At 70.8% G+C, this 22,953-nt stretch carries 20 protein-coding genes; 13 read left to right on the top strand and 7 right to left on the bottom strand.

What is annotated here, in order from left to right; translation table 11 throughout:
* Positions 1–66: 66 nt before the first annotated feature.
* Entirely contained in the window at positions 67–864 is a 798-nt protein-coding gene (locus AB0C59_RS12720) for a protein phosphatase 2C domain-containing protein (RefSeq protein WP_363003561.1), read from the top strand.
* A 34-nt stretch (positions 865–898) separates the two neighbouring features.
* On the opposite strand, the gene AB0C59_RS12715 is transcribed toward AB0C59_RS12720, so the two are convergent.
* The 3 genes from AB0C59_RS12715 to AB0C59_RS12705 form a co-directional block, all read right to left on the bottom strand.
* Positions 899–1,450, bottom strand: coding sequence for a MarR family transcriptional regulator (locus AB0C59_RS12715; protein WP_363003559.1), 552 nt, complete (start codon positions 1,448–1,450; stop codon positions 899–901).
* 215 nt (positions 1,451–1,665) lie between these two features.
* Entirely contained in the window at positions 1,666–4,083 is a 2,418-nt protein-coding gene (gene lon / locus AB0C59_RS12710; RefSeq protein WP_363003557.1) for an endopeptidase La, read from the bottom strand.
* A 108-nt stretch (positions 4,084–4,191) separates the two neighbouring features.
* Positions 4,192–5,010 (bottom strand): rhomboid-like protein, encoded by an 819-nt coding sequence (locus AB0C59_RS12705; RefSeq protein WP_363003555.1) that lies wholly within the window; start codon positions 5,008–5,010, stop codon positions 4,192–4,194.
* Between the two features lie 175 nt (positions 5,011–5,185).
* Between AB0C59_RS12705 and AB0C59_RS12700 the strand changes: the two genes are divergently transcribed.
* From AB0C59_RS12700 to AB0C59_RS12670, 7 genes are all read left to right on the top strand, one after another.
* Positions 5,186–5,884, top strand: a complete 699-nt coding sequence (locus AB0C59_RS12700) for a spermidine synthase (RefSeq protein WP_363003553.1) — start codon at positions 5,186–5,188, stop codon at positions 5,882–5,884.
* A gap of 112 nt (positions 5,885–5,996) precedes the next feature.
* Positions 5,997–6,731: a response regulator transcription factor gene (locus AB0C59_RS12695; RefSeq protein WP_363003551.1), complete on the top strand. Its 735-nt coding sequence runs from the start codon at positions 5,997–5,999 to the stop codon at positions 6,729–6,731.
* Complete coding sequence (locus AB0C59_RS12690; RefSeq protein WP_363003549.1) at positions 6,728–7,870, top strand: HAMP domain-containing sensor histidine kinase; 1,143 nt, start codon at positions 6,728–6,730, stop codon at positions 7,868–7,870. Before AB0C59_RS12695 ends, AB0C59_RS12690 begins: the two co-directional genes overlap by 4 nt.
* A 282-nt stretch (positions 7,871–8,152) precedes the next feature.
* A complete protein-coding gene (locus tag AB0C59_RS12685; protein ID WP_363003547.1) occupies positions 8,153–11,992 on the top strand; it encodes a multifunctional oxoglutarate decarboxylase/oxoglutarate dehydrogenase thiamine pyrophosphate-binding subunit/dihydrolipoyllysine-residue succinyltransferase subunit in 3,840 nt (1,279 codons plus the stop codon).
* Positions 11,993–12,138: 146 nt separating this feature from the next.
* Entirely contained in the window at positions 12,139–12,318 is a 180-nt protein-coding gene (locus AB0C59_RS12680) for a DUF6104 family protein (protein ID WP_023586593.1), read from the top strand.
* A gap of 221 nt (positions 12,319–12,539) precedes the next feature.
* On the top strand, positions 12,540–13,391 hold the full coding sequence (locus AB0C59_RS12675) for a DUF4097 family beta strand repeat-containing protein (protein ID WP_363003545.1): 852 nt from the start codon (positions 12,540–12,542) through the stop codon (positions 13,389–13,391).
* Position 13,392: 1 nt separating this feature from the next.
* Positions 13,393–14,436 (top strand): helix-turn-helix transcriptional regulator, encoded by a 1,044-nt coding sequence (locus tag AB0C59_RS12670; protein WP_363003543.1) that lies wholly within the window; start codon positions 13,393–13,395, stop codon positions 14,434–14,436.
* Positions 14,437–14,502: 66 nt separating this feature from the next.
* Here the strand turns inward: AB0C59_RS12670 and AB0C59_RS12665 are convergent, their stop codons facing one another.
* Positions 14,503–15,468 (bottom strand): zinc-binding dehydrogenase, encoded by a 966-nt coding sequence (locus AB0C59_RS12665; RefSeq protein WP_363003541.1) that lies wholly within the window; start codon positions 15,466–15,468, stop codon positions 14,503–14,505.
* A gap of 170 nt (positions 15,469–15,638) precedes the next feature.
* Complete coding sequence (locus tag AB0C59_RS12660) at positions 15,639–16,862, bottom strand: NADP-dependent malic enzyme (protein WP_363003540.1); 1,224 nt, start codon at positions 16,860–16,862, stop codon at positions 15,639–15,641.
* 537 nt (positions 16,863–17,399) lie between these two features.
* Between AB0C59_RS12660 and AB0C59_RS12655 the strand changes: the two genes are divergently transcribed.
* The 3 genes from AB0C59_RS12655 to AB0C59_RS12645 are packed head-to-tail and all read left to right on the top strand — an operon-like array spanning position 17,400 to position 20,106.
* On the top strand, positions 17,400–18,359 hold the full coding sequence (locus AB0C59_RS12655; RefSeq protein ID WP_363003538.1) for an ABC transporter substrate-binding protein: 960 nt from the start codon (positions 17,400–17,402) through the stop codon (positions 18,357–18,359).
* Positions 18,360–18,388: 29 nt separating this feature from the next.
* The gene (locus AB0C59_RS12650) at positions 18,389–19,309 is read left to right on the top strand and encodes an amino acid ABC transporter permease (protein ID WP_363003537.1); all 921 of its coding nucleotides are present in this window, start codon (positions 18,389–18,391) and stop codon (positions 19,307–19,309) included.
* Positions 19,306–20,106, top strand: a complete 801-nt coding sequence (locus tag AB0C59_RS12645; RefSeq protein ID WP_363003535.1) for an amino acid ABC transporter ATP-binding protein — start codon at positions 19,306–19,308, stop codon at positions 20,104–20,106. The genes AB0C59_RS12650 and AB0C59_RS12645 overlap by 4 nt, the downstream gene beginning before the upstream one ends.
* 103 nt (positions 20,107–20,209) lie before the next feature.
* On the opposite strand, the gene AB0C59_RS12640 is transcribed toward AB0C59_RS12645, so the two are convergent.
* Positions 20,210–20,998 carry a class I SAM-dependent methyltransferase gene (locus AB0C59_RS12640; RefSeq protein ID WP_363003749.1) on the bottom strand — a complete coding sequence of 263 codons (789 nt, stop codon included), beginning with the start codon at positions 20,996–20,998 and terminating at the stop codon, positions 20,210–20,212.
* 108 nt (positions 20,999–21,106) lie between these two features.
* On the opposite strand from AB0C59_RS12640, the gene AB0C59_RS12635 reads away from it, so the two are divergent.
* Positions 21,107–21,736, top strand: a complete 630-nt coding sequence (locus tag AB0C59_RS12635; protein ID WP_363003533.1) for a CGNR zinc finger domain-containing protein — start codon at positions 21,107–21,109, stop codon at positions 21,734–21,736.
* On the opposite strand, the gene sodX is transcribed toward AB0C59_RS12635, so the two are convergent.
* A complete protein-coding gene (gene sodX / locus AB0C59_RS12630; RefSeq protein WP_363003531.1) occupies positions 21,640–22,071 on the bottom strand; it encodes a nickel-type superoxide dismutase maturation protease in 432 nt (143 codons plus the stop codon). The genes AB0C59_RS12635 and sodX overlap by 97 nt on opposite strands.
* Positions 22,072–22,216: 145 nt before the next feature.
* Here sodX and sodN point away from each other — a divergent pair, with 145 nt between their 5' ends.
* Positions 22,217–22,612: a superoxide dismutase, Ni gene (sodN, locus tag AB0C59_RS12625; protein ID WP_363003529.1), complete on the top strand. Its 396-nt coding sequence runs from the start codon at positions 22,217–22,219 to the stop codon at positions 22,610–22,612.
* The last annotated feature ends 341 nt before the right edge of the window (positions 22,613–22,953 follow it).

Below are 22,953 nucleotides of genomic sequence, written 5' to 3'. Positions count from 1 at the left end.
ACACCGATTCGGCAATCATCACCGGCCGTTCACACCCCTTGTGAAGGGGTCGTGCAGACTGGCCGAATGCGCACTGAACTGATTTCCGAGGCCGCCGACCCGGGGCGCCCCAACGAGGACTTCGCGGCACTCGCGGTTCCGGCGTCGGGGCAGGGCGGGGCGCTGGTCGTGCTGGACGGGGTGACTCCACCTCCGGGGAACGGGAACTGTCTGCATTCCGTCCACTGGTTCTGCGCACGACTCGGCGGCGCGCTGACCGAACTGTCCGTTTCCCGGCGAGATCTGACCCTGCGGGAGGTCCTGTCCGCCGCCATCGCCCGCACCGCCGAGGCGCACGCCGGGACCTGTGAGCTTTCTCACCCGCGAACCCCGCAGACCACCGTGGTCGTCGCCCGCTGGTCCGAGGCCACGGTGGAGTATCTGGTCCTGTCGGACTCCGTGCTGCTGGCCGAGGGCCCGGACGGTACGGTCACCGCCCTGCTGGACGACCGTCTCGCCAGGCTGCCGCGCGCCTCCCTGGCGACCGACGCCATCGTGGACGCCACGGTGCGCAACAAGGAGGGGGGCTTCTTCACGGCGGCGGCGGACCCCTCGGTCGCGGCGCGCGCGGTCGCCGGCGAACTGCCCCGCACGGCGGTGCGCGCCCTCGCCGCCCTCACGGACGGCGCGACCCGCTGGACGGAGACGTTCCACCAGGGCGACTGGACGCAGCTGTTCACCTACGTGCGCGAGGAGGGGGCGGCCGCGCTGGTGGAGCGGGTGCGGGTGCTGGAGGCCGCCGACCGCGCCGACCGCGCCGAGCGCGGGCGTCCGGGCCGCGGCAAGACGCACGACGACGCGACCGTGGTGTTCGTACGCCTGTGACGCGAGCCGCCGCGCGTGCCGCCGGTGTCCCCTTCTACTTCTCCATGCTCAGGTTCAGCTGGTGCAGCAGATGCGCCAGTTCGGCCACGGAGCCGCGGTCCCAGTGGGAGAGCTGGCGCACATAGCGCGCGCGGCGCGCCTCCCGGACGCTTCCCACCCGGCTGCGGCCCGTCTCGGTGAGGTGGACCAGCCAGGCGCGGCCGTCGGCCGGGTCGGGTTCGCGGGCCACCAGGCCGAGCTCCTCCAGGGCCCTCAGCTGGCGGGACATGGTGGCCTTGCCGACGCCGATGTAGGCGGCGAGCGCGGTCGCGCGCTGCCGGCCGAACTCGTCCAGGCGGACCAGGAGGCCGTAGGCCGCGGGCTCCAGGTCCGGGTGGACCTCGCGGGCCATCTCGCCCTGGTTGGCGCGGGCCCGCCGCAGGAACACGGTCAGCTCGCGCTCCAGGGACAGGAACTCCCGGTCCGCGCCGCTCGGGTCCGCGCCGCCCGGGCTCCCGGCGCCGTGGCCCGCGGCGCCCTCGATCCCACCGGTCGTGGGCATGCCGGACTCGTCCGCACGCCCTTCGCCGTTTCCGTCCTCGTGCACGTGAGCACCCCTGCCCCGGTTTCCCGTTCCTGGAAGGTTCCGCAAAACGCCTTCACCACCGCCAACGCCGCCATCACCGCAGCTCCGACAGTATTTCGCAGCCTTCGTGCGATACCGCCCCCCGGCCCCCTCGACGGTTCGGACAGGCCCCCGGGCAGGCGCGCGGATCGCACACCTGCCCGGGGGCCTGTCGCGGGGGCCCGTCGAGGTGGAGGCTAGGCCGCCACCGGAACCCGGCTGTCCGCGCCGTCGGCGGCCGGCGCGAGCGCCAGCTCCAGGACCTGGCGGACGTCCGTGACCGCGTGCACCTCGAGCGTGTCCAGCACCTCCGCGGGGACGTCGTCCAGGTCGGGCTCGTTGCGCTTGGGGATGATCACGGTCGTCACCCCCGCCCGGTGCGCGGCGAGCAGCTTCTGCTTCACCCCGCCGATGGGCAGCACCCGCCCGGTCAGCGAGACCTCGCCCGTCATCGCCACATCCGTACGGACCAGCCGGCCCGACAGGAGCGAGGCCAACGCGGTCGTCATGGTGATGCCCGCGCTGGGTCCGTCCTTGGGCACCGCGCCCGCCGGGAAGTGGATGTGCGCGCCCCGGTCCTTCAGGTCGCCCACCGGCAGTTCGAGCTCGGCACCGTGGGAGCGCAGGAAGCTCAGCGCGATCTGGGCCGACTCCTTCATCACGTCACCGAGCTGACCGGTGAGGGTCAGGCCCGCCGCGCCCGTCTCGGGGTCCGCGAGCGACGCCTCCACATAGAGGACGTCGCCGCCCGCGCCGGTGACCGCGAGCCCGGTGGCGACACCGGGAACCGCCGTCCGCCGCTCGGCCGGGTCCTGGGCGGACTCGGGCACGTGGTGGGGGCGTCCGATCAGCGCGCGCAGGTCCTCGTCGCGCACGGTCAGGGGCAGCTCCTCGTCCCCCAGTTCGTGCCGGGCCGCCACCTTGCGCAGCAGCCGCGCGATCGAGCGCTCCAGGTTCCGTACGCCCGCCTCCCGGGTGTACTCCCCGGCCAGCCTGCGCAGCGCGCCCTCGTCCAGCACGACCTCCTCGGGCTCCAGTCCGGCGCGCTCCAGCTGGCGCGGCACCAGGTGGTCCCGGGCGATGACGACCTTCTCGTCCTCGGTGTAGCCGTCGAGCCGGACCAGTTCCATGCGGTCGAGCAGGGCCTCGGGGATGGCTTCGAGGACGTTGGCGGTCGCGAGGAACACCACGTCGGAGAGGTCGAGCTCGACCTCCAGGTAGTGGTCCCTGAAGGTGTGGTTCTGGGCCGGGTCGAGCACTTCGAGGAGCGCCGCGGCCGGGTCGCCCCGGAAGTCCGAGCCCACCTTGTCGATCTCGTCCAGCAGGACGACCGGGTTCATCGAACCGGCCTCCTTGACGGCGCGCACGATCCGGCCGGGCAGCGCACCCACGTAGGTGCGCCGGTGGCCGCGGATCTCGGCCTCGTCCCGCACACCGCCGAGCGCGACCCGGACGAACTTGCGCCCCATGGCGTGCGCGACCGACTCGCCGAGGCTCGTCTTGCCCACTCCGGGCGGGCCCACCAGCGCGAGCACGGCACCGCCGCGCCGCCCGCCGACCACGCCGAGGCCGCGGTCCGTACGCCGCTTGCGCACCGCCAGGTACTCGGTGATCCGCTCCTTCACGTCCTGCAGACCGGCGTGCTCGGCGTCCAGGACGGACTTGGCGCCCCGGATGTCGTAGGCGTCCTCGGTGCGCTCGTTCCACGGCAGTTCGAGGACGGTGTCGAGCCAGGTGCGGATCCAGGAGCCCTCGGGCGACTGGTCGCTGGACCGCTCCAGCTTGTCGACCTCCTTGAGGGCCGCCTCGCGCACGTTCTCGGGCAGGTCGGCGGCCTCGACGCGGGCCCGGTAGTCGTCGGACTCCTCGCCGTCCTTCGCGTCGCCGTTCAGCTCGCGCAGCTCCTTGCGGACGGCCTCCAGCTGGCGGCGCAGCAGGAACTCGCGCTGCTGCCTGTCGACGCCTTCCTGGACGTCCTTGGCGATGGACTCGGCGACGTCCTGCTCGGCGAGGTGGTCGCGCAGCACCTGGGTGGCGAGGCGCAGCCGGGCCACCGGGTCGGTGGTCTCCAGCAGCTCGACCTTCTGCTCGGTGGTCAGGAACGGCGAGTACCCGGAGTTGTCGGCGAGCGCGGAGACGTCCTCGATGGCCTGGACGCGGTCCACCACCTGCCAGGCGCCGCGCTTGCGCAGCCAGCTGGTGGCGAGCGCCTTGTACTCCTTGACCAGGTCGGCGACATGGCCGGGCAGCGGGTCGGGAACGTCCTCCTCGATCCGCGTGCCCTCCACCCACAGGGCCGCGCCCGGTCCGGTGGTCCCGGCACCGATCCTGACGCGGTCGACGCCGCGGATCAGGGCGCCCGGGTCGCCGTCGGCCAGTCGGCCGACCTGCTCGACGGTGCCGAGCACACCGGTGCTCGCGTAGGTCCCGTCGATGCGCGGCACCAGCAGCACCCTGGGCTTGCCCGGTTCGGAGCGGGCGGCGGCCTGGGCGGCCTCCACCGCGGCGCGGACATCGGAATCGCTGAGGTCCAGCGGAACAACCATCCCCGGCAGCACGACCTCGCCGTCGAGCGGCAGCACGGGCAGGCTGAGCGTTGTGGACGTCGAAGCCATGATCTCCCCTTCGGCAGTCAAGTTGAGCTATGCCGACTCAATGCACGGAGAGATGCGATTGTTCCCCGGAGCGTGTTCGCTCTGAGCGATCATGCGGCGCCGGAGGCGTCAGACCGCGGCCGCGACCCCGGCCGGCACCCGCGCCGCCACCGGGCGGCCGCGCTGCCAGCCTCGGACGACCGGCCACAGGGCGACCCCGATGGCCAGCGACAGGACGTGTCCCCAGTCGCTCATCGGATCCGCGAACGCGGCCAGGCCCTGGAGCAGCATCGCGGCGAAGGAGATAAGGACCGGCCAGCGCAGCCACGGCGGCATCAGGCCCGTCAGCGCGCCGAGGCTCGCCGCCACCCCGAAGCTGATGCCGTAGTCGAGCCGGTGCAGGGAGGTCGCGGGCAGCCGGCCGGCCAGGACGGCCAGGCCCACGAAGCCCTCGGTGACCAATGTGGCGAGCACATGGCCCGACAGGAAGACGGCCGCCGCGCGCCGCGCGCCTATCCGCCGCTCCAGGGCCGTCAGCACCAGAAGGAAGACCAGGGTGTACGTGGAGGTGATCCCGCCCGCGATCCACAGCGCGCTGGCCACCAGGACCTGGACGGGATCGTGCACGAGATGGGCGACGTCGGTACTGGAGGCCCGGTACAGGGCATGGGTCAGGGCCGGGGCCGCGTAGCGGGCGAACAGCGAGGTCGCGACGAGGACGGCGGCGTAGGCGAAGGTGAACGGCGTGCCCTTGGGGGTCGGCAGCAGCAGCCAGGGGCGTGGGCCCGCCGCGGGCACCGGGGCGCAGGGCACCGGGGACCCCGGCACCGCGGCCGGGGCGGCGAGCGCGGACGGCGCCACGCGCTGGCGCGGCATGCCGTCCAGGAGGGGCGCGCCCGTCTCGGGGTCCGTGAGCATGGCGTCAGCCGCCGAGACCGTACGTTCCAAGGCGCAACGCTCCTTCCGTTCCCGACCACCCTTTGCGCCGTCCGGGGCGCTGTCTATGACCGACGCCACCCGAGACGCGATTCACAGCAACTTTTCAGACGGCGCGCGCGTCCGGCCGTGGCGGCGGACGGAAAACCCCTCGTGCGCGGCGCGCGCCGTCACCAGAATGACGACCATGCCCCTCCCCCTCGCCCCCCAGGACGACACCGCCGGCGCACCCGAGGTGCTGGACCGCCGCGAGGGCCCCCACGGCGAGGTCGTGCTGCGGCGCCACGGCGAGCTGCTGCAGATCGTGGCCAACGGCTGCTTCCTGATGGACACCTCCGACGGCCGCTCGGAGCGCCTGCTCGTGGACGCCGCGCTCGCCGCCCTGGACACACGCCCGGATCCCCGGGTGCTGATCGGCGGGCTCGGCGTGGGCTTCTCCCTCGCACACGCGGCGGCCGACCCCCGCTGGGGAGGGATCACCGTCGTGGAGCGCGAGCGGGCGATCATCGACTGGCACCGGGACGGCCCGCTGTCCCCGCTGTCCGCGACGGCCCTCGCCGACCCGCGCACCCGCGTCCTCACCGCCGACCTCGTCTCTTACGTCAATGAGACATCGGACACGTACGACGCCCTGTGCCTGGACATCGACAACGGCCCCGACTGGACCGTCACGGACGGCAACGAGAACCTCTACGGGGCTGTCGGACTGGCAAACTGCGCAAGGGTGTTGAGACCGGGCGGGGTCCTCGCCGTGTGGTCGGCCCGGCCGTCCACGGAATTTGAAGGATGTCTCAGGAATGCCGGATTCCGACAGGTGCGTACCGAAGAGGTCCCCGTTGCCCGGGGCGTACCCGACGTCGTGCATCTCGCGCTCCGCCCTGGATAGCCGACCGGCGGTAACTCCCCGTACGCTGCTCCCCTGGCGCGGATCATTCAAGCGTCAAACGCAGTCATGGGATCACCCCACGGATTCCGGAAAGCAACCCCAGGGGCGGGCGATGGAGCAGACACACACCTCGCAGGGCGGCACGACGACCCCGGGCGCGCAGCGGCGCGTCCTGGTGGTCGAGGACGACACCACCATCGTCGACGCCATCGCCGCCCGCCTGCGCGCCGAGGGGTTCCTCGTGCAAACGGCGGGCGACGGGCCGTCCGCGGTCGACACGGCCGAGGCGTGGCAGCCCGACCTGCTGATCCTCGACATCATGCTGCCGGGCTTCGACGGCCTGGAGGTCTGCCGCCGCGTGCAGGCCCAGCGCCCGCTGCCGGTGCTGATGCTGACCGCGCGTGACGACGAGACGGACATGCTGGTCGGGCTCGGCGTGGGCGCCGACGACTACATGACCAAGCCGTTCTCGATGCGGGAGCTGGCGGCGCGGGTCCATGTGCTGCTGCGCCGGGTCGAGCGGGCGGCGCTGGCCGCCACCACGCCGCGCAGCGGCATCCTGCGGCTCGGCGAGCTGGAGATCGACCACGCGCAGCGCCGGGTCCGGGTGCGCAACGAGGACGTCCACCTCACGCCCACCGAGTTCGACCTGCTCGTGTGCCTGGCGAACACCCCGCGCGCCGTGCTCTCGCGCGAGCAGCTGCTGGCCGAGGTGTGGGACTGGGCGGACGCGTCGGGCACGCGCACGGTGGACAGCCACATCAAGGCCCTTCGACGGAAGATCGGCGCGGAGCGCATCCGCACGGTGCACGGCGTCGGCTACGCGCTGGAGACCCCGGCGCCATGAGCGGCGCTCCGGTGGGACGCGGGGACCCCGGGGAGCACTCGGGACGGCGAGGACGCACGGACCCCGGGGAGCACTGGGGCGGCGTGCGGCCGTTCTCGATCAAGACCAAGCTGGGCGCGCTGGTCGTCATCTCGGTCCTGATCACCACGGGCCTGCTGATGATCGCGGTGCGCACGGAGACCGAGCTGCGCTTCATCACGGTGTTCTCGATGATCGCCACACTGCTCATTACGCAGTTCGTGGCCCATTCGCTCACCGCTCCGCTGGACGAGATGAACGCGGTGGCCCGCTCCATCTCGCACGGTGACTACACGCGCCGGGTGCGTGACACCCGCCGGGACGAACTGGGCGATCTGGCCCAGACGATCAACCTGATGGCGGACGAGCTGGAGGCCCAGGACCTCCAGCGCAAGGAACTCGTGGCGAATGTCTCCCACGAGCTGCGCACGCCCATCGCGGGCCTGCGCGCGGTGCTGGAGAACATCGTGGACGGCATCTCGGCCGCCGACCCCGAGACGATGCGCACGGCGCTGAAGCAGACCGAGCGGCTCGGGCGCCTGGTCGAGACGCTGCTGGACCTCTCGCGCCTGGACAACGGCGTGGTCCCGCTCAAGCGGCGCCGCTTCGAGGTGTGGCCCTATCTCTCCGGCGTGCTCAAGGAGGCCCAGATGGTGGCCTCCGCGCGCGCGGGCATCGGTTCCGGCTCCGGCTCCCACACCCGTACGGACGTCCATCTCCACCTCGACGTCTCCCCGCCCGAGCTGACCGCGCACGCGGACCCGGAGCGCATCCACCAGGTCGTCGCCAACCTGATCGACAACGCGGTCAAGCACAGCCCGCCGCACGGCCGGGTCACGGTGCGGGCGCGGCGCGGCGCGGGTCCCGAGTCGCTGGAGCTGGAGGTGCTCGACGAGGGCCCCGGCATCCCCCAGTCGGAGTGGCACCGCGTCTTCGAGCGCTTCAACCGCGGCGCCGTGAGCTCGCCGCACGGCCCGGGCAGCGACGGCGGCACGGGCCTGGGGCTGGCGATCGCCCGCTGGGCGGTGGATCTGCACGGGGGGCGGATCGGCGTGGCCGAATCCGCTCGGGGTTGCCGGATCCAGGTCACTCTTCCGGGAGAGCCGTCACCTCAGGGTTGACGTAGAGTTCGAAGCGGAAGGACAAGATCCGCGTACCTCCACGCCGATGGACACGTGTGATCAGGCACAGGTCCGCGCGCCCCGGGCGCCGGTCCAGGTACGTCACACTCCTCGCGCACCGGAACCACGCTTGTTTCCCGCCATTTCAGGCCCCGAAACACGCTCTCCGGTGTGACTTACGTGACGAAGAACGGGCCCGACCTGACCTTCACTGCCGGGGAGGCGTAGCCTTAATCCCCGCTGTCCAGTCACCTTGTGAAGCGGAAGAGGGCGGTTACCGCCGTGTCGCCACAGTCCCCCAGTAACTCGAGCGTCTCCACCGACGACCAAGCCGGGAAGAACCCGGCCGCCGCGTTCGGCGCGAATGAGTGGCTCGTCGACGAGATCTATCAGCAGTACCTCCAGGACCCGAATTCGGTAGACCGCGCCTGGTGGGACTTCTTCGCCGACTACAAGCCGGGCGCACCGGCTTCCCCGGCTCCGTCTGCCTCCCCCGCACCGGCGGGCACTGCGGCCGCGGGGGCCGCAGAGACCACCTCCGCGGCCAAGGCCACCGCGGCGCAGGCCGCCCCGGCACCCGCCGCCCCGGCCGTGCCCGCGCCCGCGAGCCAGGCCGCGCCCGCGAAGCCGGCCGCCGCGCCGGCCGCCGCACCCGTGAAGCCCGCCGCCGCCGCGCCGGCCGCCCCGGCGAAGCCCGCCGCGGCGCCCGCCGCCCCGAAGAAGGACGAACCCGTGGCCGAGGCGCCCCAGGGCCCCGAGCTGGTGACGCTGCGCGGTCCGGCCGCGGCCGTCGCGAAGAACATGAGCGCCTCGCTGGAGCTCCCCACGGCGACGTCCGTGCGCGCGGTGCCGGTGAAGCTGCTGTTCGACAACCGCATCGTCATCAACAACCACCTCAAGCGCGCCCGGGGCGGGAAGATCTCCTTCACGCACCTGATCGGCTACGCGATGGTGCAGGCCATCAAGGCCATGCCGTCGATGAACTGGTCCTTCGCCGTCAAGGACGGCAAGCCGACGCTGGTGAAGCCGGACCACGTCAACTTCGGCCTCGCGATCGACCTGGTGAAGCCCAACGGCGACCGCCAGCTCGTCGTCGCCGGCATCAAGAAGGCCGAGACGCTGAACTTCTTCGAGTTCTGGCAGGCCTACGAGGACATCGTCCGGCGCGCCCGTGACGGCAAGCTGACGATGGACGACTTCAGCGGCGTCACCGTCTCCCTCACCAACCCCGGCGGCCTCGGCACGGTCCACTCGGTGCCGCGCCTGATGCCCGGCCAGTCGGTGATCATGGGCGTCGGCTCGATGGACTACCCCGCGGAGTTCCAGGGCACCTCCCAGGACACCCTGAACAAGCTCGGCATCTCCAAGGTCATGACGCTCACGTCGACCTACGACCACCGGGTGATCCAGGGCGCCGCGTCCGGCGAGTTCCTGCGCATCGTCGCGAACCTCCTCCTCGGGGAGAACGGCTTCTACGACGAGATCTTCGAGTCGCTGCGCATCCCCTACGAGCCGGTCCGCTGGCTCAAGGACATCGACGCCTCGCACGACGACGACGTCACCAAGGCCGCGCGCGTCTTCGAGCTGATCCACTCCTACCGGGTCCGCGGCCATGTCATGGCCGACACCGACCCGCTGGAGTACCAGCAGCGCAAGCACCCCGACCTGGACATCACCGAGCACGGCCTCACCCTGTGGGACCTGGAGCGCGAGTTCGCCGTCGGCGGCTTCGCCGGCAAGTCGATGATGAAGCTGCGCGACATCCTCGGCGTGCTGCGCGACTCGTACTGCCGCACCACCGGCATCGAGTACATGCACATCCAGGACCCCAAGCAGCGCAAGTGGATCCAGGACCGGGTGGAGCGCCCGCACTCCAAGCCGGAGCGCGAGGAGCAGCTGCGCATCCTGCGCCGGCTGAACGCGGCGGAGGCCTTCGAGACCTTCCTGCAGACCAAGTACGTCGGCCAGAAGCGCTTCTCGCTCGAGGGCGGCGAGTCGGTCATCCCGCTGCTCGACGCGGTGATCGACTCCGCGGCCGAGTCGCGTCTGGACGAGGTCGTCATCGGCATGGCCCACCGCGGCCGGCTGAACGTGCTCGCGAACATCGTCGGCAAGTCGTACGCGCAGATCTTCCGCGAGTTCGAGGGCAACCTCGACCCGAAGTCGATGCACGGCTCCGGCGACGTGAAGTACCACCTGGGCGCCCACGGCACCTTCACCGGCCTGGACGGCGAGCAGATCAACGTCTCGCTGGCCGCCAACCCGTCCCACCTGGAGACGGTCGACCCGGTCATCGAGGGCATCACCCGCGCCAAGCAGGACATCATCAACAAGGGCGGCACGGACTTCACGGTCCTGCCGGTGGCGATCCACGGCGACGCGGCCTTCGCGGGCCAGGGCGTGGTGGCCGAGACCCTGAACATGTCGCAGCTGCGCGGCTACCGCACCGGCGGCACGGTCCACATCGTCATCAACAACCAGGTCGGCTTCACCGCCGCCCCGGAGTCCTCGCGTTCCTCCATGTACGCGACGGACGTGGCCCGCATGATCGAGGCCCCGATCTTCCACGTGAACGGCGACGACCCCGAGGCCGTCGTGCGGGTCGCACGACTGGCGTTCGAGTTCCGCCAGGCGTTCAACAAGGACGTGGTCATCGACCTCATCTGCTACCGCCGCCGCGGTCACAACGAGTCGGACAACCCGGCCTTCACCCAGCCGCTGATGTACGACCTGATCGACAAGAAGCGCTCGGTGCGCAAGCTCTACACCGAGTCCCTGATCGGTCGCGGCGACATCACCCTGGAAGAGGCCGAGCAGGCCCTGCAGGACTACCAGGGCCAGCTGGAGAAGGTCTTCACGGAGGTCCGCGAGGCCACCACCTCGCAGCAGGCCGCTCCGGCCGCGCCGCAGGGCCCCCAGGACGGCTTCCCGGTCGCGGTCGACACGGCCGTGTCCGCCGAGGTCGTCAAGCGGATCGCCGAGTCCCAGGTCAACATCCCCGACCACTTCACCGTGCACCCGCGTCTGCTGCCGCAGCTCCAGCGCCGTGCGGCGATGGTCGAGGACGGCACCATCGACTGGGGCATGGGCGAGACCCTGGCCATCGGCTCGCTGCTCCTGGAGGGCACGCCGGTCCGCCTCTCCGGCCAGGACTCCCGCCGCGGCACCTTCGGCCAGCGCCACGCGGTGCTGATCGACCGGGAGACGGGCGAGGACCACACCCCGCTGCAGTACCTCTCCGAGGACCAGGCGCGCTACAACGTCTACGACTCCCTCCTGTCCGAGTACGCGGTCATGGGCTTCGAGTACGGCTACTCGCTGGCCCGCCCCGACGCGCTCGTGATGTGGGAGGCGCAGTTCGGTGACTTCGTCAACGGCGCGCAGACCGTCGTCGACGAGTACATCTCGGCCTCGGAGCAGAAGTGGGGCCAGACCTCCGGCGTCACCCTGCTGCTCCCGCACGGCTACGAGGGCCAGGGCCCGGACCACTCCTCGGCCCGCCCGGAGCGGTTCCTGCAGCTGTGCGCGCAGAACAACATGACGGTCGCGATGCCGACCCTGCCGTCGAACTACTTCCACCTCCTGCGGTGGCAGGTGCACAACCCGCACCACAAGCCGCTGGTGGTCTTCACCCCGAAGTCGATGCTGCGCCTGAAGGCCGCCGCGTCGAAGGCGGAGGAATTCACCTCGGGCGGCTTCCGCCCGGTCATCGGCGACTCCACGGTCGACCCGGCCGCGGTCCGCAAGGTCGTCTTCACGGCCGGCAAGGTCTACTACGACCTGGAGGCGGAGCGCCAGAAGCGCGGTGCCACGGACACGGCGATCATCCGTCTGGAGCGCCTGTACCCGCTGCCGGGTGCGGAGCTCCAGGAGGAGATCAAGAAGTTCCCGAACACCGAGAAGTACCTGTGGGTCCAGGAGGAGCCGGCGAACCAGGGCGCCTGGCCGTTCATCGCCCTGAACCTCATCGACCACCTGGACCTGGCGGTCGGCGCGGACATCCCGGCCGGCGAGCGTCTGCGCCGCATCTCGCGGCCGCACAGCTCGTCCCCGGCCGTGGGCTCCGCCAAGCGCCACCAGGCGGAGCAGGAGCAGCTGGTGCGTGAGGTCTTCGAGGCGTAACGCTCGCCGCGAGGAGTTCACCGGTCTGGTTCACCGGTCTGTGTGCGGGGCCCGTTCCCGAGCTTCGGCTCGGGGACGGGCCCCGTTGTCCGCCCGCCTATCCTTTTCCTGTCGCCTTTTCCCTCACCGAAGCAACGGAGCCACCCATGTACTTCACCGACCGCGGCATCGAGGAACTGGAGAAGCGGCGGGGCGAGGAGGAGGTCACCTTCGAGTGGCTGGCCGAGCAGTTGCGCACGTTCGTGGACCTCAACCCGGACTTCGAGGTCCCGGTGGAGCGGCTGGCGACGTGGCTGGCGCGGCTGGACGACGAGGACGAGGAGTAGGCCCGGGACCCGGGACGGCGGCGCGCACGGCCGCACGCCCCGACCCTGGACGCGTTCCCCCGAGACCCCCCGAACGAGTGGGGGTCTCTTGACTTTCCCGGGCCGCGATATATCGTGAATCACGTAAGACGCGATATGGCGCGTCGTGTGGGGGTAGGCCGGGTCGGCCCGTGCCGTCCGCCGTGCCCGCCGCGTCCGCATCGGCCGAGGAGGTCAGCACGATGTCCGAGTGGTCCGTCGCCGAGCCAGGAAAGCTCACCTTCGACGCCCCTGTCACGACACTCCATGTGCGCATCGTCAACGGAACGGTGAACGTGGTGGGCACGGACGAGAGTTCCGCGCGCCTGGAGGTCTCGGCGATCGACGGCCCCCCGCTCACGGTGACGCAGAAGGACGGCGCCCTGACGGTGGCGTACGACGACCTCCCCTGGAAGGGCTTCCTGAAGTTCTTCGAGACCAAGGGCTGGCGTCGCAGCGCGGTCGTCTCCCTGGCCGTGCCGGCGTCGACGCGGGTGGAGGTGGGTGTGGTCGGGGCCACCGCCGTGGTCTCGGGCCTCGACGCCGGCGCCGACGTGAAGGGGGTCACGGGCGACGCGACACTCGTCGGCCTCTCCGGAGCGGTCCGGGCCAGCACGGTGTCGGGCAGTGTGGAGGCCCAGGGCGTCGCGGGCGACCTGCGGCTGAACTCCGTCTCGGGCGACCTGACCGTGATCGAGGGCTCCGGCCCGTCGGTCAGGGCGGAGTCCGTGAGCGGTGCGATCATCCTGGACCTCGACCCCTCCGGCGGCCCCACCGACGCCCGTCTGACGAACGTGTCGGGTGAGATCGCCATTCGCCTGCCGCACCCCGCGGACGCCGAGGTCGAGGCGAACACCGCGAGCGGCGCCGTGTCCAACGCCTTCGAGGATCTGCGCGTGTCCGGCCAGTGGGGCGCCAAGAAGATCACCGGGCGACTGGGCGGGGGCAACGGCCGGGTGAAGGCGACCACGGTCTCCGGGTCCATCGCGCTGCTGCGCCGCCCGCCGTCGGAGGACGGCACCCATGACGGTCCGACCGAGCAGAAGGGGCTCTGACATGCCTCCCGTCTTCGCCCATGGACGACTGCGTCTCTACCTGCTGAAGCTGCTCGACGAGGCGCCGCGCCACGGATACGAGGTGATACGGCTGCTGGAGGAGCGCTTCCAGGGGCTCTACGCACCCTCCGCGGGCACCGTCTACCCCCGGCTGGCCAAGCTGGAGACCGAGGGCCTGGTCACCCACACCACCGAGGGCGGCCGCAAGGTGTACGCGATCACCGATGCGGGGCGCGCCGAGCTCGCCGACCGCAGCGGTGAACTGGCCGACCTGGAGCTGGAGATCCGCGAGTCGGTCGCCGAGCTCGCCGCGGAGATCCGTGCCGACGTCCAGGGGGCGGCGGGCGACCTGCGGCGCGAGATGCGGGCGGCGTTCTCGGAGTCCAGGACCGCCAAGGCGGGCGGTGACGGGTACGGCGAGTACATCGACGCGTCCGAGAAGGAGGCGTGGCGTGCCGCCAAGGAGGAGATGCGCCGCGTCAAGCAGGAGTGGAAGGAGCAGGCCCGGCGGGCCAAGGACGAGAGCCGGCGAGCCCGTGAGGAGGCCCAGCAGGCACGCCGCCAGGCCAAGGAGGCGCAGGACCGGGCCCGCGCCCAGGCGCAGGAGGAGATGCAGCGCCTGGCGCGCCGGGTCCAGGAGCAGGTGCAGGACCACTTCGCGCGGGGCGACTGGCCGACCGGCGTGCGCGAAGGGCTGACCGAGCTGGCCAAGGAGTTCGGCGAGTTCGGGAAGGGGCGCGGCTTCGGGCGCACGGGCGCCACGGACACGGCGAGGAAGGCCGGCGCTTCGGGGACCGCGACGGAACCCGAGTTCTCGAAGACCCCCGAGGAGTTCCCCGGCGTGTACGAGCCCTCCTGGGCGCACGAGGGGTCCACCGGCGACCCGGCCCGTGATCTCGACCGGCTTCTGGACCGCTTCCGGGACGACATCAGGGACACCGCCCGCGATCAGGGAGTGACCGAGGAGCAGTTCCAGGATGTCCGGCGGCATCTGTCGTCGGCGGCGGCCCATATCGGGACGGCACTGCGGTCGCCCAAGGCGTGACCCGCGGGAATCGCCGCCCGCCTCGCTCTCGGGGAGCGGGAGAGGCGGGCGGCGGCTCGTTCGCGGTCAGTTCGCGGTGAGCACGACCTTGCCGAACAGGTCGCCCGCGGCCAGCTTCTCGAAGCCCTCGCGGGCGCGGTCCATCGGGAGGACCTCGTCGATGACGGGGCGCACTCCGGTGGTCTCGCAGAAGGCCAGCAGGTCCTCCAGTTCGTCCTTGGAGCCCATGGTGGAGCCGATGACCTTCAGCTCCAGGAAGAAGATGCGGGTGAGTTCCGCGTGGGAGGGGCGGTCGCCGCTGGTCGCTCCCGAGATGACGACCGTGCCGCCCGGACGCAGCGACTTGACGGAGTGGGACCAGGTGGCGGCGCCGACCGTCTCGATGACGGCGTCCACGCGCTGCGGCAGCCGTGCCCCGGGCTCCAGGGCCTCCACCGCGCCCAGTTCCAGGGCCCGCTTGCGCTTGGACTCGTCGCGGCTGGTGGCGAAGACCCGCAGTCCCGCGGCCTTGCCCAGCGCGATCGCGGCCGTGGCGACGCCGCCGCCCGCGCCCTGGACGAGAACGGAGTCGCCGGGCCGTACACCGGCGTTGGTGAACAGCATGCGGTAGGCCGTCAGCCAGGCGGTGGGCAGACAGGCGGCCTCCGCGAAGGAGAGGCCCGCGGGCTTGGGCAGCAGGTTCCAGGTGGGCACGGAGACCTGTTCGGCGAAGGTGCCCTGGTAGCGCTCGGTGAGGATCGACCGGGGCTCGTCGGGCCCGACGCCGTGGCCGCTCTGGCCGATGACGGAGTGCAGGACGACCTCGTTGCCGTCCTCGTCCACGCCCGCCGCGTCGCAGCCGAGGATCATCGGGAGCTTGTCCTCGGACAGTCCGACACCCCGGAGGGACCAGAGGTCGTGGTGGTTGAGGGAGGCGGCCTTGACGTTCACCGTCGTCCAGCCGGGCCTGCGCCCGGGGGCCGGGCGCTCTCCCAACTCGAGGCCGGTGAGCGGGTGGTCGCGGTCGATGCGGGCGGCGTAGGCAGCGAACATGACCTTGACGATAGGCAACAGCGGGGTCGGAGGGAACGGAGCCCCGCTGTGACACGCGTCCCGCCGCGATGGCGGCCCCGGACACACGGGAGCGGGCGGGTGCACCACCCGCCCGCTCGGCCGTGAAGCCCGTGAGCTCTCGTGAACCGCCCGCGGGCGGCCCGGACGGCCTATCGGCGCGCGACGCCCTCAGCCCGCGCGGCCGCGGCCACCGCCGCCGTCACCGCCGGCGCGACCCGCTCGTCGAACGGCGAGGGGATCACGTAGTCCGCCGCGAGGTCGTCCCCGACGACCGCGGCCAGTGCCTCGGCCGCCGCGATCTTCATCCCCTCGGTGATGCGGGAGGCCCGCACCTGGAGGGCTCCGGCGAAGATGCCCGGGAAGGCCAGCACGTTGTTGATCTGGTTCGGGAAGTCGGAGCGGCCCGTCGCCACCACGGACGCGTACTTGTGCGCGACGTCCGGGTGCACCTCCGGGTTCGGGTTGGCCATCGCGAAGACGAAGGCGCCCTCGGCCATCGAGGCGACGGCCGCCTCCGGCACCGTGCCGCCGGAGACTCCGACGAAGACGTCGGCGCCCGCGAGGGCGTCCTCCAGCGACCCGGTGATGCCCGCCTTGTTGGTGAAGGAGGCGACCTCCCGCTTGACCGGCGTCAGATCGCCGCGGTCCTGCGACACGACTCCCTTGCGGTCGGCGACGGCGACATCGCCGATGCCCGCCTCGATCAGCATCTTGGCGATGGCCACACCGGCCGCGCCCGCGCCCGAGATGACCACCCGCAGTTCGCCGATGGACCGGCCGGTCAGCTTCGCCGCGTTGCGCAGCGCGGCCAGCGTCACCACGGCCGTGCCGTGCTGGTCGTCGTGGAAGACCGGGATGTCGACCCGCTCCTGGAGCTTGCGCTCGATCTCGAAGCACCGGGGTGCCGAGATGTCCTCCAGGTTGACGCCTCCGAAGGAGGGCGCGAGCCGCACCACGGTGTCGACGATCTCGTCCACGTCCGTGCAGTCGAGCGCGATCGGGACCGCGTCCACCCCGCCGAACTGCTTGAACAGGATCGCCTTGCCCTCCATCACCGGGAGGGAGGCCTCGGGACCGATGTCCCCGAGACCGAGGACCGCCGTGCCGTCGGTCACCACGGCGACGACCGAGGACTTCCAGGTGTAGTCGTGGACCAGCTCAGGCCGTTCCGCGATGGCTGTGCACACCCGGGCGACGCCGGGCGTGTACGCAAGGGACAGGTCGTCCTTGTCGCGGACCGGCACGGTGGCCTGCACGGCCATCTTGCCGCCGCGGTGCAGCGCGAAGGCGGGATCGAAGGGGTCGTGGGCCTCGGGCCCGCCGTCCTGATCCGCTTGGTTGTCGCTGCGAGGATTGACGATCTCCGCTGCCACTGTGTCGTACCCCTTAGGTGTTCTGGTTTGAGGGTGTGACCGCTCCTGATTGAGGAGCGGGCGGGCACCGCGCATGACCCTGATGACTGATGCGCACGGGCGCATGTGCGACGGGCGCGCCGCACACGCGCCCTGAGCCCCGGATGAGGGGTGTAAAGAACCTTCTTACCGGACGGATGGTGTCCCGGACGAGTCGGTAAAACGAAGGTCACACGCCGGTGAGATGACTCATGGCGGAAAATGTGGACAAGGTGCCGCCCCCCATGCTCAAGATCACGCGCAGGGACGGCGGCCGGTCACATCGTGAGACACGCCGAAGATCCTGCGGCCGGGAAAAGCGGTTGCGACACGACTTCCGGCGCGGGTCGGCCGCGCGAGGCGGTTCAGAGGTCACCCGTTATGCGATTTTGACACGGCGAGCCCCCTGAATCTCTCCCAAGGAATGGCAAGATGCCACAACCAACGAGGTCGCGGCACCGACTCTGTCTCTCTCGTCGATCCACGGCAGTTCATCCCATCCCGCCGGAGGAACCCATCATGACCGCAAGCACCACCCGTCGTACGGCCGTCAAGCGTTCCCGGATAGCTGCCGTCGGCGCCCTCGCGGTCGCGGGCACCCTGCTGGTGACCGGTTGCGGCGACCAGACCGACAAGGGCGGAAGCGACTCCGGCACGTCGAACTCCTCGGCCCCGCTGGCCTCCAAGCTTCCCGCGGACATCAAGAAGTCGGGCGTCGTCAAGGTGGGCTCCGACATCGCCTACCCGCCGGTCGAGTACATGAAGGACGGCAAGGCCGTCGGCATCGACCCGGACATCGCGGACGCCCTGGGCAAGCAGCTGGGCGTGAAGTTCGTGTTCCAGAACGGCAAGTTCGCCAACCTGATCGTGGGCCTGGAGTCCGGGCGCTCCCACACCATCATGTCCGCGATGAACGACACCAAGGACCGTCAGAACGGCATCGACTCCGACACCGGCAAGAAGGCCGGCAAGGGTGTCGACTTCGTGGACTACTTCACCGCTGGCACCTCGATCCTGGTCCAGAAGGGCAACCCGAAGGGCATCAAGTCGCTGGACGACCTGTGCGGGAAGGTCGTGGCCCTGCAGAAGGGCACCACGTCCGAAGGCATCGCCCAGACGCAGAGCAAGAAGTGCACCTCGGACGGCAAGAAGGCCATCAGCCTGCAGACCTACGACACCGACCCCGAGGCGCTGCTCCGCCTGAAGCAGGGCGCGTCCGTCGCCGACCTGAACGACTTCCCGGTGGCCGCGTACAACGCGAAGACCGCGAGCGACGGCAAGGACTTCGAGGTGGTCGGCGAGCAGATCGAGGCCGGCCCGTACGGCATCGCCGTCAGCAAGGACCAGACCCAGCTGCGCGACGCCCTGCAGGCCGCGATGAACGCGATCATCAAGAACGGCGAGTACCAGAAGATCCTGCAGAAGTGGAACGTCACGCAGGGCGCGGTGACCGAGGCGAAGATCAACGGCGGCTCCTGAGCCTCGCACAGCGCTGAAAGGCAGTCACCGTGACTGACACAGTCGACAGGTCTCCGGCGCCGCCGGAGCAGATCAAGGCCATCCCCGTGCGCCACTACGGCCGCTGGGTGGCCGGCGTCGTGGTCCTCGCCCTGGTGGCGCTGCTCGCGATGGCCTTCTCCAACGCGAACATCAACTACAGCGTCATCCCGGACTACGTGTTCGACCCGGGCATCGTGGCCGGCGCGTGGACCACGCTGTACATCTCCGTGCTGGCCATGACGCTCGGCGTCGTGCTCGGTGTGATCCTCGCCGTGATGCGGCTGTCCTCGAACCCGGTCACCAGCACCGTGTCCTGGTTCTACATCTGGTTCTTCCGGGGCACGCCGGTCCTGGTCCAGCTGCTGCTCTGGTACAACATCTCGCTCGTCTTCCCCATCCTCAACCTGGGGTTCTACAAGGACGAGATGAACCAGGTGATGACCCCGGTCCTCACCGCGCTGCTGGGACTCGGCCTGAACGAGGCCGCGTACATGTCCGAGATCGTCCGCGCCGGCATCCAGTCCGTGGACGAGGGGCAGACGGAGGCGTCCCACGCGCTGGGCATGACCCAGGGCAAGACGCTGCGCCGGGTGATCCTGCCGCAGGCCATGCGGGTCATCATCCCGCCGACCGGCAACGAGTTCATCAACATGCTGAAGACCTCCTCCCTCGCCTACGCGGTCCAGCTCCCCGAGCTGATCAAGAGGGCGCAGGACGTCTCCAGCACCTCGCTGGCGGTGGTCGAGATGTACTTCGTGGCCTGCATCTGGTACCTGCTGCTCACCACGATCTTCAGCATCGTCCAGTACTACATCGAGCGCCGTTACGCCCGTGGTTCGACGCGCAGCCTGCCGCCGACCCCGTTCCAGCGGCTGAAGAAGAACCTCCGCATGTTCGGTTCGTTCCGCCGTCCGGAGGTGGCCCGATGACCGGTCTCAGCAAGGACATCACCCCGGCCGTCAGCGGCGCCCCGATGGTCAGGGCCGAGGGCGTGCACAAGTCCTTCGGGCTCGCGCACATCCTCAAGGGCATCGACCTGGAGGTGAACCCGCGTGAGGTGTTCTGCCTGATCGGCCCCTCCGGTTCCGGCAAGTCCACCTTCCTGCGGTGCATCAACCACCTGGAGAAGATCAGCGCCGGCCGGCTGTACGTCGACGGCGACCTGGTGGGGTACCGGCAGAAGGGCGACAAGCTCTACGAGCTGAAGGAGCGGGAGGTCGCGGCGCAGCGACGGGACATCGGCATGGTGTTCCAGCGCTTCAACCTCTTCCCCCACATGACCGCGCTGGAGAACGTCATGGAGGCGCCGGTCCAGGTCAAGCGGGAGTCGAAGGCCGTCGCCCGGGAGCGCGCGGAGCGGCTGCTCGACCGGGTGGGCCTCGGGGACCGCAAGGGCCACTACCCCTCGCAGCTCTCCGGCGGCCAGCAGCAGCGCGTCGCCATCGCCCGCGCGCTGGCGATGCAGCCGAAGCTGATGCTCTTCGACGAGCCGACCTCGGCCCTGGACCCCGAGCTGGTCGGCGAGGTCCTCGACGTGATGCGGGACCTGGCCGAGGACGGCATGACGATGATCGTCGTGACGCACGAGATGGGCTTCGCGCGCGAGGTGGGCGACTCGCTGGTGTTCATGGACGACGGTGTGGTGGTCGAGTCGGGCCATCCGCGGGAGGTCCTGGCGAACCCCCAGCACGACCGCACGAAGTCGTTCCTGTCGAAGGTGCTGTGACGCCACCGACAACGGATGGATGAGAAGAGGGCCCTGTCGCGCCGAACGGCGCGACAGGGCCCTCTTCGTCTCGTGGGGGGGTCTCCCGCGACCCGCCGTCGGGCTACCTGAGCGCGAGCAGCAGGGTGTCCGACGGGGAGCACCACACCGGGCGGGCCTCGGCGAAGCCCTTGTCGCGCAGGACGCGCGCGTGCCACGCGGCGGAGGGTGTCTCGCCGTCCGCGTGCGCTCCGTAGATCTCGAAGCGGCGGGCGGTGGGCCCGGCGAGGACGGGGTCCTCGCCGGCCGTGCGCCACCACTCGGCCCAGTCGAGGGCTCCGTCCTTCAGCGCCTGTTCCCTGCGGGCGCGCCGCTGCCCGCTCTCGAGCGCGTTGATCCGGGGCGTCGTGTCGTCGATCATGTGATCGGCGTTCATGAAGACCCCGCCGCCGCGGACGAGCGCGGCGATCCGGCCGTAGAGGGTGTCGAGCGGGCCGGTCCGCAGCCAGTGCAGGGCCGTGGCGGTCAGCACCGCGTCGTAGGTCTCGTGGGGCAGGCGCGCGGGCCAGCCGGGGTCGGTGAGGTCGGCCTCCACGAAGGTGACGCGGTCGTCCCCCTCGAACGTGCCGCGGGCGATGGCCAGCAGGGCCGGGTCGAGGTCGACGCCGGTGCTGGTGGCGCCCGGGAAGCGGGCGAGCAGCCGCGCGGTGATGCTGCCGGTGCCGCAGGCGAGGTCGAGCACACGGGGTTCCGCGCCCACGCACGCCTCGACCATGTCCAGCATGATCCGGAAGCGCTCCTCGCGGTCGGGCATGTACCACTCCTGCTGGCGGTCCCAGCTGGCCTGCCAGCCGCCCCAGTCGGTCACCGCCGCGTTCCCCGCGCCCGTCCGCGTACCCGAGTCCGTGTCCATGTCCGCCATGTCCCCCTCCGACAGCCTCATCGCGTAATACCCTGGTTCCGCGACCGTCTATTACATCGACCGCCACACGACCCTAGAGCGCCCACGTAAGGACTGCAAGTGGAACTGGCCTATTACTCGGACTACGCCGTGCGGCTCGTGAACAGCGAGGAGCCGGCCCGGGGCAAGGACTCGCTCACTTCGGTGGACGCCGTGCGCGACCTGTTCGGCGTCAACCAGTCGGCGGCCCGGCGAGCCACCGACGCCGACGTGACCCGCTTCCGCTCGGTCCGGGGCCGCCTGCGCGCGGTCTTCGAGGCGGCCGACTCGGGCGACGAGACCCTCGCGGTGGACCTGCTGAACTCGCTCCTGCTGGAGTTCCCGGTGAGCCCGCAGATCTCCGGGCACGACCACCGCGACGACGACGGGCGCCCGCTGTGGCACATGCACCTGGCCGACCATCCCTCGAACGCCACCGCGGGCTTCGCGGCGATCGCCGCGATGGGGCTCGCCTTCCACCTCACCGAGTACGGCGTGGACCGCCTGGGCCTGTGCGAGGCGGCGCCCTGCCGCAACGCCTACCTCGACACCTCCACCAACCGCTCCCGCCGCTACTGCTCGGACCGCTGCGCCACCCGCGCGAACGTGGCGGCCTACCGCGCCCGCAAGCGCCTGGAGGCGGACCGGTCGCACCGCACGGGCCTGGCCGCGGAGAACACCCAGCGCACGAGCGCGAAGGGGGTCCGCTGACCGCCCAGCGGCCGATAGCGCAGCCGCACCCGCCCGAGCACGAGGTCCTCGGGAACGGTGCCGTAGTCGGTGCTGTCCCCGCCCGCGTACGGGTTGTCCGCGAGCACCCACCAGCCGCCGTCGCGCAGTTCCACCGCACGCTTGACGACCAGCAGGTCCTGCTGGAAGGGGTGCCGCAGGACGATGACGTCGCCCGGCCTGACGCGCGCCCCGTACCGCACGAGGAGCCGGTCCCCGTGCTCCAGCGTGGGCACCATGGACGGCCCGGTCACCTCCGCCGCCCCGAACGGCACCAACGCCTTCGCGCGCCCGGCTTCCTGTGACAGCTCCGGCATCGCCGGCACCTCCCCGGTCCGATCCACCACACGTCCAAGTCTCACCCCGGACTTTTGACGTAAGCCCATGGGGGCACTCGCAAAAACCCGTCCTTCACGGAGTAATGTCGCACCTGAGAAGACGATCACGAGGAAGGACAGCTTCATGCTCTCCCGCCTGTTTGCCCCCAAGGTCAAGGTCAGCGCCCACTGCGACCTGCCCTGTGGTGTGTACGACCCGGCCCAGGCCCGCATCGAGGCGGAGTCGGTGAAGGCCGTGCAGGAGAAGATGGCCGCCAACGACGACCCGCACTTCCAGGCTCGCGCCGTCGTCATCAAGGAGCAGCGCGCCGAGCTCGCGAAGCACCACGTCTCGGTGCTGTGGAGCGACTACTTCAAGCCCCCGCACTTCGAGAAGTACCCGGAGCTGCACCAGCTGGTCAACGACACCCTGAAGGCCCTCTCGGCCGCCAAGGCGTCCACCGACCCGGCGACGGGCCAGAAGGCCCTGGACCACATCGCCCAGATCGACAAGATCTTCTGGGAGACCAAGAAGGCCTGATCTCCTTTTATGCCTTCTGACCTGCGATAGCTTTTGGTTGCAGCGTCTACCTGACCGCACCCGACCCACACCCCGCCCATCCCGGCGGCCCGCGTGGGCCGGGTGCGGCCTTTTTTTCCGTCCGTCACGAGACGGCGCGGACCGAGGACAACCGCGAGGCCCACGTAGTGGCCTCGGTCAGGTGCCCGGGTCGCAGCCCAAGGCGCGGGCGGGGCTGCACGAGCAGGGTCGGCGCTCCCCTGGCGGTGCGCTCCGCCACCCAGGTGTGGTCGAGGCCAGTGAGGTCGTCGTCGATCCACGGCCGCAGTGGGCGGCGAGAGCTCGGAGGCGGGCTGCCACGG

It is taken from the genome of Streptomyces sp. NPDC048664 (assembly GCF_040650555.1).
Taxonomy (GTDB): domain Bacteria; phylum Actinomycetota; class Actinomycetes; order Streptomycetales; family Streptomycetaceae; genus Streptomyces.
The sequence above is the reverse complement of the archived record's forward strand: the minus strand, read 5'-3'. Positions and strand labels throughout refer to the sequence as shown.

What these genes read in the sequence shown, in the direction of transcription:
- AB0C59_RS12720 (WP_363003561.1), top strand. Translation starts at nt 67, where the DNA reads ATGCGCACTGAACTGATTTCCGAGGCCGCCGACCCGGGGCGCCCCAAC.
- lon (WP_363003557.1), bottom strand. Translation starts at nt 4,083, where the DNA reads ATGGCTTCGACGTCCACAACGCTCAGCCTGCCCGTGCTGCCGCTCGAC.
- AB0C59_RS12700 (WP_363003553.1), top strand. Translation starts at nt 5,186, where the DNA reads ATGCCCCTCCCCCTCGCCCCCCAGGACGACACCGCCGGCGCACCCGAG.
- AB0C59_RS12695 (WP_363003551.1), top strand. Translation starts at nt 5,997, where the DNA reads ATGGAGCAGACACACACCTCGCAGGGCGGCACGACGACCCCGGGCGCG.
- AB0C59_RS12690 (WP_363003549.1), top strand. Translation starts at nt 6,728, where the DNA reads ATGAGCGGCGCTCCGGTGGGACGCGGGGACCCCGGGGAGCACTCGGGA.
- AB0C59_RS12680 (WP_023586593.1), top strand. Translation starts at nt 12,139, where the DNA reads ATGTACTTCACCGACCGCGGCATCGAGGAACTGGAGAAGCGGCGGGGC.
- AB0C59_RS12675 (WP_363003545.1), top strand. Translation starts at nt 12,540, where the DNA reads ATGTCCGAGTGGTCCGTCGCCGAGCCAGGAAAGCTCACCTTCGACGCC.
- AB0C59_RS12670 (WP_363003543.1), top strand. Translation starts at nt 13,393, where the DNA reads ATGCCTCCCGTCTTCGCCCATGGACGACTGCGTCTCTACCTGCTGAAG.
- AB0C59_RS12665 (WP_363003541.1), bottom strand. Translation starts at nt 15,468, where the DNA reads ATGTTCGCTGCCTACGCCGCCCGCATCGACCGCGACCACCCGCTCACC.
- AB0C59_RS12655 (WP_363003538.1), top strand. Translation starts at nt 17,400, where the DNA reads ATGACCGCAAGCACCACCCGTCGTACGGCCGTCAAGCGTTCCCGGATA.
- AB0C59_RS12645 (WP_363003535.1), top strand. Translation starts at nt 19,306, where the DNA reads ATGACCGGTCTCAGCAAGGACATCACCCCGGCCGTCAGCGGCGCCCCG.
- AB0C59_RS12640 (WP_363003749.1), bottom strand. Translation starts at nt 20,998, where the DNA reads ATGGACACGGACTCGGGTACGCGGACGGGCGCGGGGAACGCGGCGGTG.
- sodX (WP_363003531.1), bottom strand. Translation starts at nt 22,071, where the DNA reads ATGCCGGAGCTGTCACAGGAAGCCGGGCGCGCGAAGGCGTTGGTGCCG.
- sodN (WP_363003529.1), top strand. Translation starts at nt 22,217, where the DNA reads ATGCTCTCCCGCCTGTTTGCCCCCAAGGTCAAGGTCAGCGCCCACTGC.